This window comes from Lacticaseibacillus baoqingensis, from assembly GCF_003946165.1.
In the GTDB taxonomy this organism is placed as follows: domain Bacteria; phylum Bacillota; class Bacilli; order Lactobacillales; family Lactobacillaceae; genus Lacticaseibacillus; species Lacticaseibacillus baoqingensis.
Genome location: NZ_RHOI01000003.1, coordinates 83,027 through 97,676 on the forward strand (window position 1 = coordinate 83,027; position 14,650 = coordinate 97,676).

Below are 14,650 nucleotides of genomic sequence, written 5' to 3' on the forward strand. Positions count from 1 at the left end.
TCTGCCAATGGGGACAAAAAAGCGGGTAAGCCCAATGGTTTACCCGCTTGTCACTACTTATATTCACGCGCCCATTTCTTCTTGGACCACGGCCACGATCGATTCGACATACTGATCGACCAATGCTTGGGTCTTCGCTTCTGCCATCACGCGCAATAATGGTTCGGTGCCGCTTGGACGCACTAAGACGCGACCGTCGCCGGCCATTTGGGCTTCCACAGCGTCAATGGCATCTTGGATCGCCGGATACTGCTTCCAGTTATCCTTGTCTTTGACGGTGACATTGACCAACTTTTGGGGATAGGTGGTCACCGGTGCCGCCAATTCTGAAAGCGGCTTGCCGGTTTGTTTCATCACGTTCAACAAATGGATCCCAGTGAGCATGCCATCGCCGGTGTTGTGGTAATCCGACAAAATCACATGGCCGCTTTGTTCGCCACCGATGTTGTAGCCATTGGCCCGCATTTCTTCGGAGACATGCCGATCGCCGACTGCGGTTTGGACTGACTTCATCCCTGCTGCTTCAAGCGCTTTATACATGCCAAGGTTGCTCATGACCGTGGTCACGACCGTATCTTTTTTCAAGCGGCCTTGCGCTTGCATGTAATGGCCTAAGATGTACATGATCTTATCCCCATCAACGATATTGCCTTTTTCGTCAACAGCGATGCAGCGATCGCCATCGCCATCAAATGCCAGACCCGCTTGGGCGCCTTTTTCAACGACAAACTGTGCGAGCGCTTCTGGATGCGTCGAGCCGACGCCTTTGTTGATGTTGATGCCGTCGGGACTGGTCGCCATGGTGTCAAACTCGGTATCTAAATCAGCAAAAAGCCGTGAGACTAAGCCGCTGGTGGCACCGTTAGCGGCATCTAATGCCACATGCATGCCCGTCAAGTCATCAGACAAGGTTTGTTCCAAAAATTGGGTGTACTTCAATGCCCCTTCTGGATAATCCGTCACACTGCCTAAGCCTTCTGCTGCTGGCCGCGGCAGCGTGTCTTCTGAGGCATCAAGCAAGGCTTCGATTTCTTCTTCAGTTTCATCAGACAGCTTGAAGCCGTCTGGGCCGAAGAATTTGATGCCATTATCCGCTGCTGGATTGTGCGACGCCGAGATTTGGATCCCGGCAGCAGCTTCTTGGACCTTGATCAAATAAGCCACCGCCGGCGTGGTGATCACGCCTAAGGACAACACTTCGATCCCCACTGACAGCAAACCCGCGATCAACGCTGATGCCAACATTTCGCCACTAGCGCGGGTATCTCGGGCCACCAGCACCTTTGGGCGGCGATCATGATCGAGGTTGTGCTGAGTCAGCACATAGCCGCCGCAGCGTCCTAAGCGAAATGCCAGCTCCGGGGTCAATTCAACATTGGCGACCCCACGGACACCATCGGTTCCAAAATACTTCGTCATCTTGTAATTCCTCATTTCTCAAGTTAGTCGTTGCTATTGCTGTCAGCACTTTGGCTGCTGGCACTTTCACTGCTGCTGGTACTTTCGCTGCTGGCACTGGTGCTGTCAGCTTTGGCACTGCTGCTGGCGGCAGCTGGGGCGTTTGGCGTTTGGGTTGTGTTATCACTGACTTTGATCGCCACTTTCAGCGTGTCTGGGCTGGCCGCAGTTAATTTGGCATTACCCGCAGTGGTGGCGATGGATTTGGTGGTGGACGTCGTGATCCCGTCGATCGCCACCGGGATCGTTAAGCGATCGATATTATCCAATACGGATTGCGATCCGTAAATGGTCACCTCACTGGTCTGGGTGGATAAACTGACCGTTTTACCAGCGGCCGCCGTGCCAGTAGCCTTCAAGGACACCGGCACGCGTTTAGATGGCAGGCTGATCGGCAAGGTCACATGCACCGTTTCTGGGTTGACCACGACGTTGACGGTATTGCCGTCTTCATCCAGCGCCTGCAAGATCACCTCTTGGCTGACGGTTTCTTTAGTGTTGCGCTTCATCACCACGTTAGCCACGACTTGATAGACGCGGTTGATCTCCCCTTTGGCACCGGTGATCTCAGCAGTTTCAGTATTCAGCTTTTGTGTGCCTACCGTATAGCCAGGCGCAAGGGAGTCGCGATTATACTTGACTTGGATCGGCATCCGCCGCGTTTTGCGATCTTGGATATTCACAGTGATCGTGGCGGGTTTGATGCGATAAGACAGCTCTTTGTTCAAGCCGCTTTCTTTGAGCTTGACGGTATGTTTACCCACGCTGAGTTTAGACAGATCGGCAATGATCCGGAAGTTTTGCGTGTTAGCTGTCACGGTGACTAATGAAGCGGCACCTTCGACGGTCACCGAAACATTTTCAGGATAGCCGGTAATAAAATACTTATCCGTATCTGCATTCAACTGGAGCGGCACCTTCAACGTCCGCTTAGTCGTGGCGGTGATGGCGTTATCTGAGTGCGCATCTTGGCGCGTATTATTGATATTTTCGGCGTGGACATAGGCGAACAACCCGACAGCCAGCAAAAAGGCTAATAACCGATAAGCCCACTTGCTTTCCCAAAAGTTCTTAAAGTTCATCGCTTTGACCCCCTTTGCCGGGTCCCGGTGAGCCAAGCGATAACTGGATTTTGCTGTTTTTCTTCTTCAGCAGGTACCAGTTGCGCCGTCAATAACTTCAAATAATCCTCCCGGGTCAAATCGCGGATCAAGTGATTATTGTTGGTCACGGTGACGCCGCCGGTTTCTTCAGAAATGACGATCGTCAATGCGTCAGTCACTTCACTGATCCCTACGGCTGCACGATGGCGCGTGCCGAGTTCTTTGGGGATCAGATTTGATTCGGATAACGGCAAATAAGCAGCCGCAACTGCGACCCGGTTATCGCGAATGATCACCGCCCCATCATGCAGCGGGGTGTTAGGAATGAAAATATTGATCAACAATTCTCCTGACACATCGGCATCGATCGGGATCCCGGTTTCGATATAATCTTCCAGTCCCGTGTTTTGCTGGATCGTGATCAACGCCCCGATGCGGCGTTTGCTCATGTATTGGATCGCCTTATCCAGCTGCGCGACCAAGCGGGTCTCTGCTTCATGCTGGTTGGATTTGGTCCAAGGCAATACAGAACCGCGGCCGAGATGTTCAAGCCCGCGCCGGATCTCAGGTTGAAAAATGATCACCAGTGCTGGCACAGACCAGGTGATGACCATATCGGCGAGGTAGCCGACAGTTTTGAGCTGCAAATACCATGAGATGATCTTGATGATCGCAATCACGAAGACGCCTTTAAGTAATTGCACCGCTTTGGTCCCGCGGATCAACATGATCAAGCGGTAGATCACGTACCACACGACCGCCACATCGATCACATTTGCCACCGTCGACCAGGTCAACAGGTTGGCCAAAAATGTCTGCATGTCACGCCTCCCATTATATGTTTAATTGTCATTATACCACGATTTTCACAGGCCGTTTTGCCGGTGAAAAGCCGCGAGCTGGCGGCGTTAATATTAACCTGATTATTTATTCACGTACTGGCGAAGACGTCTGTCCTTACCCCTGCATACGCTGGCCATATCGATACGCTGATAATATTCTTTGAATTAGATGAAGAGTGGTGGTTGATGCGCTTCCAAAGCGTTAGAATGTGGTTATCCAAAGATTTGGAAAGGAACGTGAGTGTATGAATGCGACAGAGGAAAAACGTGCTCAATTCGCGCAGGCGACCCAAGCTCAAGTCCTCGCTCAACTAAAAACAAGTGCCACCGGATTGTCTCAAGACGATGCCGCACAACGGTTGAATCAATATGGGCCCAACACTATCACCAAAGGACAAGAAGGCTCCCAGCTCAAGGTCTTCTTGAAAAATTTTGCCAGCCTCATGGCGATTTTACTGTGGGTCTCTGGGCTGATCGCGATCTTGTCGGGCACATTAGAGTTAGGGATCGCGATTTGGCTGGTCAACATCATCAACGGCTGCTTTAGTTTCTGGCAAGAGCATCAAGCTAAAAAAGCCACCGATTCTTTGATGGCGATGCTGCCCACATTCACCCAAGTCTACCGCGATGGCAAAGTCCAGCAAATCGACGCCACCCAGCTGGTACCAGGCGACGTTTTCACCTTACAAGCTGGTAACGCGGTCCCAGTCGATGCGCGCCTTTTGGAAGCCACGTCGATGCAAGTTGACCAAAGTGCTTTGACCGGTGAATCCGTCCCTGAATCTAAAAACGTCAAATATGACCCTGGTGAAGGGGAATTTGCCGAAAGCAACCTGATTTATGCCGGCACCACGGTTGGCGCGGGGACGGGCTTGGCCGTTTGTTTTGCCAGCGGGATGAACACCGAATTTGGTCAGATCGCGACTTTGACCCAACAACAAGTCAAAGTCGACAGCCCCTTGACCAAAGAATTGAACCGGCTGACCAAGCAGATCTCGATGATCGCCATCGGCATCGGCATCGCCTTTTTCGTCGCAGCGATCTTCTTCGTCCATTATCCGATCGCCAAATCCTTCATCTTTGCCTTAGGGATGATCGTGGCCTTCATTCCTGAAGGCTTGCTGCCAACGGTGACCTTATCGCTGGCGCATGGGGTGCAGCGCATGGCCAAGCGCCATGCCTTGGTCAAAGACCTCAACTCAGTAGAAACCTTAGGTGAAACCACCGTCATTTGTTCCGATAAAACTGGGACGCTGACGCAAAACCAAATGACCGTTAACCACATTTGGCTGCTTAACCATACCTATGAACTAACCGGACAAGGCTATGTCAACAATGGCCACATCGAATTAGACGACCAAACCGTCGACTTTCATAGTGATCCTGACCTTGACCGCCTCTTGCGGGTCGCTGCATTGAACAACGATACCAAAGTCCAACAAGACCCCGAGACCCATAAGCCCAAACTCTTAGGCACACCGACTGAAGCCGCATTGATCATCATGGCTGAAAAAGCCGGGTTTGATCTGGCAAAAGCCGCCAAAGAAACGCCGCGGCTCAAAGAGTTCCCCTTTGATTCCGACCGCAAGCGGATGTGCACGATCCATCAACATGATGCCAACACCTTGTCAGCTTGTGTGAAAGGCAGCTTGTCAGACCTGCTGCCGCAATGCGATACCATTCAAGTTGCTGGGGCGATCCGCCGCTTGACGCCTGATGATATCGATAAGATCAATGCCGCCAACCGTAAATTTGCCGCTCAAGGGCTGCGCAGTTTGGCGATCGCCTACCGCCAGCTGCCTGGCGACAGTGACTTAGACAGCTTGACGATCGAAAATACCGAAACCCAGCTGACCTTCTTGGGGCTGACGGTCATGGCCGATCCGCCGCGTCCTGAAATCTATCAAGCGGTGCAAGAATGCCACGATGCCAACATCAAGATCATCATGGTGACTGGGGATTCCACCTTGACGGCCAAGTCGATCGCCGTGAAGATCGGCTTGACTTCTGATCAAGCGCGCGTCGTCACCGGTACTGAACTTGACGCCATGAGTGAAGCCCAGTTGCAAGAAGCCTTGCGCGGGGAGATCATTTTCGCCCGGGTCGCGCCTGAACAAAAGTACAAGATCGTGTCGACCTTACAAAAAAATGGCGAGATTGTGGCGTCCACCGGCGATGGGGTCAATGATGCGCCTGCTTTGAAAAAAGCCGATATCGGCGTGGCCATGGGGGTCACCGGTACCGATGTTGCCAAAGATGCCGCTGATATGATCTTGACTGATGATAACTTCGCCTCCATCGTCAGTGCGATCGAAGAAGGCCGAACGGTTTATGCCAACTTGCAAAAGTTTTTGACCTACATCTTGACCTCTAATGTTCCAGAAGCGATCCCTAGTGTCTTGTTCCTGTTCTCGCGCGGGTTGATCCCGTTGCCAATGACCGTGATGCAGATCTTGACCGTCGATTTAGGTACCGATATGCTGCCGGCATTGGGCTTAGGCTCTGAGCAAGCAGAACCCGGCATCATGCACCAGCCTCCGCGTGCGCGGGATGCACATCTGTTGAATAAGCAGGTGGTTTGGAAGGCCTTCGCCTGGTATGGCATGTTGGCCAGTGCGATCTCGACATTTGCCTACTTCTTCGTCAACTGGCAAAATGGCTGGCCAGACGTCGCCTTATTCGCTTCCGGCAATGGTTATGCGCGGGCAACGACGATGGTCTTAGGTGCGATCGTCTTCTTCCAGATCGCCAATGCGCTCAACTGCCGGACACAAAGTGCTTCTGTCTTCAAAACCGGCATCTTTTCCAATATCCGGATCTGGTATGGGATCATTTTTGAAGTGATCTTACTGGCGATCTTAACGCTGGTCCCATTCCTGCAAGGACTCTTCAACACCACCGCGTTAGCTTGGCAAGATTGGGTCTTCTTAGCGATCATCCCGATCCCAGTCTTCTTGATCGAAGAACTGCGCAAATCCTGGCTGCGCCGGCGGCAACAAGCTTGACCCCAATTTGGGGTGCCGCTGAGCTGGCGGCATGCAAATAAGGCGTGCGACTTTTGTCGCACGCCTTATTTTTTTCTCATTCAAATCATCAACGCTTTAATAATACCGACTGTGGTTATGCAAGTTCAGCTTAGCGATGATCGTGTTGGGATCACTTTCTTCTAACGGTTGGATCCACAAGCCCAAGCCATCGATCATCTTCAGCATATAATTGGTCACCGCGATTTCTTCCTCTGCTGGATCTAATGCCATCCCCGCACCTTCAGCGACTGCCATTGCGTCTTCGATCGAAAAAACGATCGTGTCGACAAACGTCGTGGCTAACTCTTGGTACATTTCTGTGATCTTATCGTTCACGTAGTCGCGTACGGCATCAAGAGCTTTCGAATTCTTGGCCTGCAGGTCATAATAGCGCGTGACCAAGTGGTTGTTGTCAATTTCCATAGTGTGTTGCTCCTCCCAATAAAACGCCTTAAGTGCTTCACTCATAGTGTACCCTTTCTATATTCTTTTTTGTATATAGACAATGAGAAATTCATGGCAAACTTGCACACTAAAAGTAAGCCCGGTACACTGAATCGTACGGAAAAATTGAGGAGGAGTCAACATTGTTTAAAAAATCACTGCGCATCGTTTTGGGTCTGGCATTATTACTCGGGTTGGCCGCCTGCGGCAAAACCACCAGCAGCGCCAAGCCCAGCCTCGATTCTGAGTTAGTCAATAAAGGCACCTTGACGATCGGCTTAGAAGGCACCTACCAACCTTATAGTTATCACAAAGATGGCAAATTAACCGGCTATGAAGTGGAATTAGGCAAGGCGATGGCTAAGGAAATGGGCTTAAAGCCAAAATTCGTCGAATCTAAATGGGATTCGCTGATCGCCGGCTTGGACGTCAATAAGTACGACGTGATCTTAAACAACGTCGCCAAAACGCCGCAACGGGCTGAAAAATATGCCTTCACCACCGCCTACACTGCCGGCAAATCTCAATTAGCAGTCAAGAAAAACAACACCACGATCAAATCCTTGCAAGATATCAAAGGCAAAAAAATGGCGCAAAGCGTCACCTCAAATAACGCTGCCAACGTCAAAAAACTCGGGGCTCAAATCGTCCCCGTTGACGGGTTCTCTCAATCCATTCAATTGATCGAACAAGGCCGCGTCGCTGGCACAGTCAACGATTCCGCGTCGTTTTATGCTTACTTGAAGCAAAACCCCAACGCCGACATCAAACTGATGTCAGTGGGCAAAACCATCCCTGCAACGCCTGCACGCGGCTTGTTACGCAAAAAAGACACCGCTTTACAAGCCAAAGCAGACCAAGCCTTGAAAACCTTACGCGCTAACGGCACCTTGTCGAAGCTGTCCAAACAATTCTTCGGCGGCGACGTCACCAAATAGTTAGCCCCTCACCGCAACGCCTTGACCCCACGGTTCATGTGAATCGCGGTATCAAGGCGTTTTTTTGGCCGGCTCGTGAGAGCGTATCTGCCGCTTAGGCCTGCCGCCGTGCTATACTAGCGACAAAAGCCTAAAAGGAAGTGTGTGTATGTCTTTGCCTCATCGAAGTGCGGTTGCTGAAGCTGAAACTTGGGATCTGACCCCGCTTTATGCTAATGACCAGGCATTTGCAGCCGACTTGCGCCGGTTAGCCGAATTGGTCCAAGATTTTGCTCATATCTACACCGGGCGCTTGACGCAGCCCGCGGTGATCGCTGATTGTTTGGATGACTACGCCAATATTTTGACGATCATGGATCATCTTGATCACTACGGTTTTTTGCCCCAATCAGCCGATACCACCGATGCGTCTGCCGCTGACCGCGCCAACCGCACGGCCACCGCGCTGGCGCAAGCTAATGGCCAATTGACCTTTGTGGAAGCTGAATTACAAGCCCAACCGGCTGACACCTTAGCCAGCGTGGCAGCGATCGACGCCGACCATGCCGCATTCATCCGCCACATTCAACAAGCCCAACAAGACGCATTGCCGCCAGCCACAGAAAAAGCCTTGGCGGAACTGGCGCCAGCACTTGACGCGCCTAATGACATCCGCAGTCAAACGGTTTTTGCGGACATGGATTTTGGCACTTTTACCGCCAACGGCCGCGACTATCCATTATCGTTTGTATTATACGAAGAAGACTATCAAAAGCACCCAGATGTCGCCGTTCGCCGCGCTGCTTATGCCAAATTCAGCGCCGTTTTGGCCCAATACCAAAACACCATGGCCGCCGGCTACTACGCGCAAGTGGCGAAGGAAAAAACGTTAGCGACCATGCGCGGCTATGATTCAGTGATCGACTACTTGCTGCGTGATCAAGAGATCCCGCGGGCGCTGTTTGATCGGCAAATCGATGTCTTGATGCAAGACTTGGCGCCAGTCATGCGGCGTTATGTGCACCACCTCAAGGAACAGTTAGGATTAGACCGGATCACCTATACCGACTTGCAGGCGGATCTCGATCCTGATTTTGCCCCGCAAGTCACTTGGGCCCAAGCACCAGCATATGTAAAGCGCGCCTTGGCGCCGCTTGGTGATGACTATGCCAGACGCATTGCACAGGCGTTTGACCAACGCTGGGTCGATCGCGCGGCGAATGTTGGCAAGGAATCTGGGGCATTTGCCACAGCGCCATATGGCTTGCATCCTTATGTGTTGATGACTTGGCGCGACGGGTTGCCGGCTTTGTACACCTTGATCCATGAACTGGGCCATTGCGGCCAAATGACGCTGGCAGATGAGCACCACAGCATCTTAGCCCATGAACCGAGTTTGTATATTGTCGAAGCGCCTTCGACTTTTCACGAGCTCTTATTGACGCACAGTTTATTGACGCAAAATGATGACCCGCGCTTGCAGCGTTTTGCGCTGAGCCGCTTGTTATCTGACACCTATTTTCACAATTGCGTTACGCATTTGCTTGAAGCCGCTTTCCAACGCGAGGTCTACACCTTGATCGATCGCGGGGAAAGTTTTGACGCTGCCAAACTCAATGCCATCAAGCGCAAGGTTTTAGCCACCTTCTGGGGCGATGCTGTCGACCTTGATTTTGGTGCACCTGAGCTGACTTGGATGCGGCAAAGCCACTATTACATGGGCTTGTATTCATACACCTACTCCGCCAGCATGGTCGTCGCCACCGGTGCTTATCTGCGGTGGCAAAATGGCGACGTGGCTGATTTAAGCGACTGGCGCAACTTCTTAGCCCTCGGCGACACCCAACCCCCGATCGAAGCCGCCCGCGTCGCCGGTGTCGACATCGCCAACACCGACGCCCTCCACGCCATGGTCGCTTTCTTAGACAGAACCGAAAAACAAATGGAAACCCTCTCCCAAAGCGGAGCACCGCGGGCTTAGGCATGTGCATATGGCGGCTTGGGTGCGTGATGGCAACGCCATCGCGTGCACGAGACGACTTATGCGCAATGCCGTTGCGTTGCGCAGCTCGACGAAGCCCAGAGCGGAGCAAGCCGCTCTTAGGGGTGTGGGTAAGGCAGCCTGGTTGCGTCGCGGCACGCGGCGTGACCGGGATGACTTACCCGCAACCCCGTTGGCTTGCGCAGCTCGACGATAACCCAGAGCGAAGCAAGGACGTACTTAGTGAGTCAAAATAACAGCCACTGGTGATGGGTTGCAACGCAACACAGCACCGGTGGTTTTATTTTGCGCTCACGTTGTCCTTGCGCAGCTCGACGCCAAACAGCCGCCTTAGCGATCCTCACACCACGAGGACCCCTAAGGCGGCTGTTTTCACCTATCATCATGCTTTAAAGTAGCGATCATAATGGATCTGACAATTAGGATTAAACGCATGGCCGCATTGCGGACATTGGCCTTTCGTATACTCAGCAAAGGTTAACTTTGCCTGACAGTTGCCGCACAACACCGCCAGTGAATCCTTTGGGCTAGGTGCAAAAAGATGATCGCACAACGCGTCATGGCACTGGTAACACGCATAATAGTCGCCACAATCAGCACAGCGCAATGCCGCGATATCATTGTCAGTATGGTAATGGCGACAGCGGCCTGCCGCATCGCAATCAAGTCCGTGGATCAACGTCAACTTTAACCACCTCGCCGCTCATATAAGTCGTGTTCCCTGCCGCCGTTTGCAACACCAGCCCGCCATTGGCCGCAATCGCTTGCGCCACCCCGGTGATGCGCCGGTCGCCTAATGCCAAAGTGACGGTGTGGCCTAACACCGTTGAAGCTTGTCGGTATGCCGGCAAAAAATCTCCAGTCGCAACGGTTTGATACATCGCTAAGATCGCCGTCAACAACTCTGCGGCTAAGCGATTGCGATCGACAGGCGCCGTGGTGATGCTGCCGGCAATCGCTTCGATAGCCGGCGGAAATTTGGCCGTGTTCAAGTTCAACCCGATGCCGACGACAAATGCGGCACTAGTTGCAGATTCGACTTCCAACACCGCTTCAGTGATGATCCCACCGACTTTTTTGGCGCCGAGCATGATGTCATTGACCCACTTCAACCCAAAATCCGCTTGGGGAAACCAGCGCTGCAACACGCCTAAGCAAGCCGTTGCCACGCCAGTCGTGACTAAACCGACTTGGGTCAGATCCGGCAAGGTATTGGGCAACACGACGCTAAAATACAACCCTGTCTCTGCGGGCGAATAATACACCCGCCCGCGCCGGCCATAGCCATTGGTTTGCTCCCCGGCAAAAAATGCCGCAGGCGCCACCGCTGCTTGGGTGGCAAGCCAAGTTTTAGCTTGGCCTTGCGTGGATTCAACGCTGGGGCGACAAGCGATCGCCGCCGCATCATGCGCATAATACGCGATCACGTCGGCATCCAATTGGTCGCAGCCGAGATAGCGATAACCTTGACTCTTGCGCGAATCGATCGCATGTCCTGCTTTGCGCAAGGCAGTGATCGCTTTCCACACCGATTCGCGCGAAAGCCCGAGTGCTTGAGCGATCGCATCACCGGATTGCCACTGTTGTCGTTGCGCTAACAAAGCGATCAACACGCGTTGTTTAGTCGTTTGCATCCTTGGCCTCCTTTTGCTTTAATGTAACACCTGCCGCAAGCGGCGCGCAATCGTCACCGCCAACGCGACTTTTAACAAGTCCCCAGGAATAAAGGCTAAATTGGACAGCAATGCGGCGGTAAGCGGCATATGGGCTTGGCCTGCCAAAAAAATCGCCCCGATCACATCCACCACCACGACCATGCTGACAGCCGCAACGCTAAACTCTACCCACCAAGCACGCTTAGGCGCTCGGCTGACGGTCAGCAGCCAGCCATTCAGCGCCGGGGCGATCAACCAGCCGATCAAATAGCCGCCGGTCGGCCCCACGAAGCTCGCTGCCCCGCCGCGACCGCCGGAAAGCAGCGGCAGCCCCAACGCCACCAGCAACAAAAACACCAGTACCGCCAGCGTCCCATACCGCGGCGGCAACAACTCCCCGGCTAACATCACCCCTAAGTTTTGCAGCACGATCGCCACAGGGATGATCCCCAAAGGAATCCCTGGAAACAATCCGAAAATAATCAGCAACGCGCAGATCATCGCCGCTTGGATCAATTCTTTTAACGCCCGTTTGTTACCCATGACTGTCACCCTTTCACTTAAAAACAAAGTCATTATATCCGCTTGTAACCCATCGGTCAACAGTGGGGTTACTATTACTGCTTCACTTCTGTTGCCGGCTTAGCTACAATCAGTCATGGAGGTGTCGCCATGCGGGTATTAGATCTCTTACAGCTGCTTCATGACTACGACAAAAATACCCCCGTCCGCGTTCGCGTTGGGGGGCAGCCAGTGAATATTGGACAATTTGAGCGGCGGATCTGGCGCGAACAGCCGCAATTGATCTTTCAGCCGCGCGCCAGCGGCAAGGCATTAAAATGCTGGGAATTGATGGTTTTGATCGATAAACATGACTGGCGGCAGCATTTTGTCTATGTGCAAGAAGCCGCGGACGTGCGGCCGCTGTTTGGCTTGCAAGCACAGCCCAGCGGATTAGTCCTGAATTGATCACCAGCCGCTAGTGGGCTCTTGGCGCACCACGGCTTCTAACAATGGGCGCACGGCTTGCGTGCCGATCACACATTGTGCCCGCTCCGGCTTCACGCCGCGGACCTTCATGCCGACACGCATGCGCAACGGGGGCTTGACGCGCGCCACATGGCCATGAAAGTAAAAAAATTGCGGCGGCGTGGTGCATTCGCCAAAATTCTGCTTGCGCAACCGTTGTTGGCTGTCCCCGTCCAGTTGCGCGATCCCGGTCCCAAACACAAACAAAGGGATGGGCAAAGCCGCTTGATATTGATGGTAAAATTGGCGAAAGCCGGTGATGCGCTGCCCAATGACATGGCCGCCATAAATCACCAAATTATTTTTCGCCAAGTCTTCTGTGGTGATGAACTTCGTATCCAGCACTTCACAGTGCAGGCTTTTAGCGATCCACAAGGCGTATTGTTGGGTAAACCCAGTTTGTGAGGTATAAACGACGACGATTTTAGCCATAACTGTGCCTCCCTTACCTCTTTATTGTAACAATTCGGTTGTACGCGACTCAACGATAACGCCTATGCTACACTTAAGACAGCAAAAAGGAGGGCTTAGTTTATGGAAATCACACGTCATGGTACCCCGCAACAAACCAACGGCAATCCGCCTGCACTTGAGGCAGCCTTGCCTGCATTCACCGTGTTCACTGCCGACAACCAGACTTTTGACCCGCACGCATTCGCCGGCCGCTACAACTTGATCAGTGTGGTGCCAGACATCAACACCCGCGTATGCAGCATTTCGACCAAGCAATTCAACCAGTCGATGGAAAACTTTACGGATGTCGGCTTTTACACGATCTCAACTAATACGATCCAGCAACAACAAAACTGGTGTGCAGCAGAAGGCGTCGACCGCATTCAATTACTGGCTGATCCTGATGGCAGCTTCGGTAAAGCCATGGGCTTGTACGTTGCCGAAAACAACACCAACGCGCGCAGCGTTTGGATCATTGACCCAACCGGCAAGATCAGTTATCGCGAATTGATCCTAGAACAAACAGATGAACCCAACTATGCAGCAGCCTTAGCGTTTCTTAAGGCGCATTAACACCAAAATAGCAGGTCGCCCAAAAGGCTGACCTGCTATTTTAATGGCCCAAATGATGGTTAGAGACCTTGCACCAATAACATGATGATCGGGACCACGATCGCAAATAAGACAGTCGACAAGGTCACCACGTTGGTCGCATATTCCACATCCCCATGGCCTTGGTTGGCCAAGATCGGCAAAACTGCTAATCCTGGCGCAGAAGCCTGGACGATCAGCGTCTGGGCTTCAGTCGTCGGAATCGAAAAGCCGGCGTGCATGCCGAACATGATCAATACGGTAATCAATGCCGGTGCCAGCACAAAGCGGCCTAATAATGCGATCACCGTATCCCGATCGAACTTGATCGCACCAAATCCTGCTTTGGCTAAGATGATCCCGATATAGATCAGCGATAATGGTGTCACCAAACTGCCCACATAATCCAGCGTGTTCACCGCAAAGCCCAGCCACTGGACATGCACAAATGGGATGTTGAGCAACAAGAAGACTAACGCCACCAAAAAGCCAAGCAGCGGCGCTGGCAACAATTTCTTCCAGTTAAATGCCTTTTTCTCGCTGCTGCCAGCAAGCTTGGTCGGATCATCCCAACTCATCAAGAATGCGCCTAATGTCCAAGTCGAAACGGTGTTGACGACATAGTACATCAAGAAATAAGGGGTCGCTTGATCGCCAAACAATGCCAAGTTCAGCGGCAGCCCGATAAAGATCGTGTTGGCATTGACGAACATATTAATAAACGTTCCCCGACGCCCTGGCCGAACCTTGAACAATTTCACGCAGATCAAGGCGATCAGATATCCTAAGATCACTGCCCCAAAACCGTAAACCAGCCCAGAACTCAAGCTGACTAGTTTCTTTAAAGTCAGTCGTTCCAATACTGAGATAAAAATCGACGCTGGTAACGCCACTTTCATCAATAATGTTGAAATGGTGCCGCCAAAAGCGTCATCAAACCAACCTTGCTTTTGTAATAGATAGCCCAAAGCGATGATCAAAACGATCGTCAAAATGCTTTGGACCGACGTGAATAATGCAGTCACGTGTTGTTTCCCCCTTTTCGGTGCGCACTAAACTCAAGTGGCACATGCGTTTAGCGGTGTGGTGTCGGCGAGTGGTGCTTCGCGCTAGTCTAGGCGCTTAGTGCG

14 protein-coding genes are annotated in these 14,650 nt (G+C 52.3%); 5 read left to right on the forward strand and 9 right to left on the reverse strand.

The genetic code is table 11. From position 1 onward, the window contains the following. Window positions 1-63 precede the first annotated feature (63 nt). The 3 genes from glmM to cdaA are packed head-to-tail and all read right to left on the reverse strand — an operon-like array spanning window position 64 to window position 3,382. Window positions 64-1,419, reverse strand: coding sequence for a phosphoglucosamine mutase (gene glmM / locus EKM91_RS01895; RefSeq protein ID WP_125748907.1), 1,356 nt, complete (start codon window positions 1,417-1,419; stop codon window positions 64-66). A 23-nt stretch (window positions 1,420-1,442) separates the two neighbouring features. Next, a complete protein-coding gene (locus EKM91_RS01900; RefSeq protein WP_125748910.1) occupies window positions 1,443-2,540 on the reverse strand; it encodes a CdaR family protein in 1,098 nt (365 codons plus the stop codon). Then, window positions 2,537-3,382, reverse strand: a complete 846-nt coding sequence (gene cdaA, locus EKM91_RS01905) for a diadenylate cyclase CdaA (protein ID WP_125748914.1) — start codon at window positions 3,380-3,382, stop codon at window positions 2,537-2,539. The genes EKM91_RS01900 and cdaA overlap by 4 nt, the downstream gene beginning before the upstream one ends. Before the next feature lie 266 nt (window positions 3,383-3,648). Here cdaA and EKM91_RS01910 point away from each other — a divergent pair, with 266 nt between their 5' ends. Beyond that, on the forward strand, window positions 3,649-6,408 hold the full coding sequence (locus EKM91_RS01910) for a cation-translocating P-type ATPase (protein ID WP_125748917.1): 2,760 nt from the start codon (window positions 3,649-3,651) through the stop codon (window positions 6,406-6,408). A 96-nt stretch (window positions 6,409-6,504) separates the two neighbouring features. Here EKM91_RS01910 and EKM91_RS01915 read toward each other — a convergent pair whose 3' ends face one another. After that, window positions 6,505-6,852, reverse strand: coding sequence for a hypothetical protein (locus tag EKM91_RS01915; RefSeq protein ID WP_125748921.1), 348 nt, complete (start codon window positions 6,850-6,852; stop codon window positions 6,505-6,507). Window positions 6,853-7,016: 164 nt separating this feature from the next. On the opposite strand from EKM91_RS01915, the gene EKM91_RS01920 reads away from it, so the two are divergent. Both EKM91_RS01920 and pepF read left to right on the forward strand, forming a co-directional pair. Next, window positions 7,017-7,811, forward strand: a complete 795-nt coding sequence (locus EKM91_RS01920) for a transporter substrate-binding domain-containing protein (RefSeq protein ID WP_125748924.1) — start codon at window positions 7,017-7,019, stop codon at window positions 7,809-7,811. A gap of 148 nt (window positions 7,812-7,959) precedes the next feature. After that, window positions 7,960-9,771, forward strand: coding sequence for an oligoendopeptidase F (gene pepF, locus EKM91_RS01925; protein ID WP_125748926.1), 1,812 nt, complete (start codon window positions 7,960-7,962; stop codon window positions 9,769-9,771). Window positions 9,772-10,174: 403 nt separating this feature from the next. On the opposite strand, the gene EKM91_RS01930 is transcribed toward pepF, so the two are convergent. From EKM91_RS01930 to EKM91_RS01940, 3 genes are read right to left on the reverse strand one after another with little or no spacing between them, the layout of a single operon-like run. Then, window positions 10,175-10,477, reverse strand: a complete 303-nt coding sequence (locus EKM91_RS01930) for a CHY zinc finger protein (RefSeq protein WP_125748929.1) — start codon at window positions 10,475-10,477, stop codon at window positions 10,175-10,177. Further along, on the reverse strand, window positions 10,455-11,426 hold the full coding sequence (locus EKM91_RS01935; protein ID WP_125748932.1) for a biotin--[acetyl-CoA-carboxylase] ligase: 972 nt from the start codon (window positions 11,424-11,426) through the stop codon (window positions 10,455-10,457). The genes EKM91_RS01930 and EKM91_RS01935 overlap by 23 nt, the downstream gene beginning before the upstream one ends. A gap of 18 nt (window positions 11,427-11,444) precedes the next feature. Continuing rightward, window positions 11,445-11,990, reverse strand: coding sequence for a biotin transporter BioY (locus EKM91_RS01940; RefSeq protein ID WP_125748935.1), 546 nt, complete (start codon window positions 11,988-11,990; stop codon window positions 11,445-11,447). Between the two features lie 129 nt (window positions 11,991-12,119). Here EKM91_RS01940 and EKM91_RS01945 point away from each other — a divergent pair, with 129 nt between their 5' ends. After that, window positions 12,120-12,416 carry a hypothetical protein gene (locus tag EKM91_RS01945; protein WP_125748938.1) on the forward strand — a complete coding sequence of 99 codons (297 nt, stop codon included), beginning with the start codon at window positions 12,120-12,122 and terminating at the stop codon, window positions 12,414-12,416. On the opposite strand, the gene EKM91_RS01950 is transcribed toward EKM91_RS01945, so the two are convergent. Beyond that, entirely contained in the window at window positions 12,417-12,908 is a 492-nt protein-coding gene (locus EKM91_RS01950) for a flavodoxin domain-containing protein (RefSeq protein WP_125748941.1), read from the reverse strand. Window positions 12,909-13,010: 102 nt separating this feature from the next. Between EKM91_RS01950 and EKM91_RS01955 the strand changes: the two genes are divergently transcribed. After that, window positions 13,011-13,502, forward strand: coding sequence for a thiol peroxidase (locus EKM91_RS01955; protein WP_125748945.1), 492 nt, complete (start codon window positions 13,011-13,013; stop codon window positions 13,500-13,502). Window positions 13,503-13,561: 59 nt separating this feature from the next. Here EKM91_RS01955 and EKM91_RS01960 read toward each other — a convergent pair whose 3' ends face one another. Beyond that, entirely contained in the window at window positions 13,562-14,545 is a 984-nt protein-coding gene (locus tag EKM91_RS01960; protein WP_125748948.1) for an AEC family transporter, read from the reverse strand. Window positions 14,546-14,650 lie beyond the last annotated feature (105 nt).

What these genes read in the sequence shown, in the direction of transcription:
- EKM91_RS01915 (WP_125748921.1), bottom strand. Translation starts at nt 6,852, where the DNA reads ATGGAAATTGACAACAACCACTTGGTCACGCGCTATTATGACCTGCAG.
- glmM (WP_125748907.1), bottom strand. Translation starts at nt 1,419, where the DNA reads ATGACGAAGTATTTTGGAACCGATGGTGTCCGTGGGGTCGCCAATGTT.
- EKM91_RS01940 (WP_125748935.1), bottom strand. Translation starts at nt 11,990, where the DNA reads ATGGGTAACAAACGGGCGTTAAAAGAATTGATCCAAGCGGCGATGATC.
- cdaA (WP_125748914.1), bottom strand. Translation starts at nt 3,382, where the DNA reads ATGCAGACATTTTTGGCCAACCTGTTGACCTGGTCGACGGTGGCAAAT.
- EKM91_RS01945 (WP_125748938.1), top strand. Translation starts at nt 12,120, where the DNA reads ATGCGGGTATTAGATCTCTTACAGCTGCTTCATGACTACGACAAAAAT.
- pepF (WP_125748926.1), top strand. Translation starts at nt 7,960, where the DNA reads ATGTCTTTGCCTCATCGAAGTGCGGTTGCTGAAGCTGAAACTTGGGAT.
- EKM91_RS01910 (WP_125748917.1), top strand. Translation starts at nt 3,649, where the DNA reads ATGAATGCGACAGAGGAAAAACGTGCTCAATTCGCGCAGGCGACCCAA.
- EKM91_RS01900 (WP_125748910.1), bottom strand. Translation starts at nt 2,540, where the DNA reads ATGAACTTTAAGAACTTTTGGGAAAGCAAGTGGGCTTATCGGTTATTA.
- EKM91_RS01935 (WP_125748932.1), bottom strand. Translation starts at nt 11,426, where the DNA reads ATGCAAACGACTAAACAACGCGTGTTGATCGCTTTGTTAGCGCAACGA.
- EKM91_RS01950 (WP_125748941.1), bottom strand. Translation starts at nt 12,908, where the DNA reads ATGGCTAAAATCGTCGTCGTTTATACCTCACAAACTGGGTTTACCCAA.
- EKM91_RS01955 (WP_125748945.1), top strand. Translation starts at nt 13,011, where the DNA reads ATGGAAATCACACGTCATGGTACCCCGCAACAAACCAACGGCAATCCG.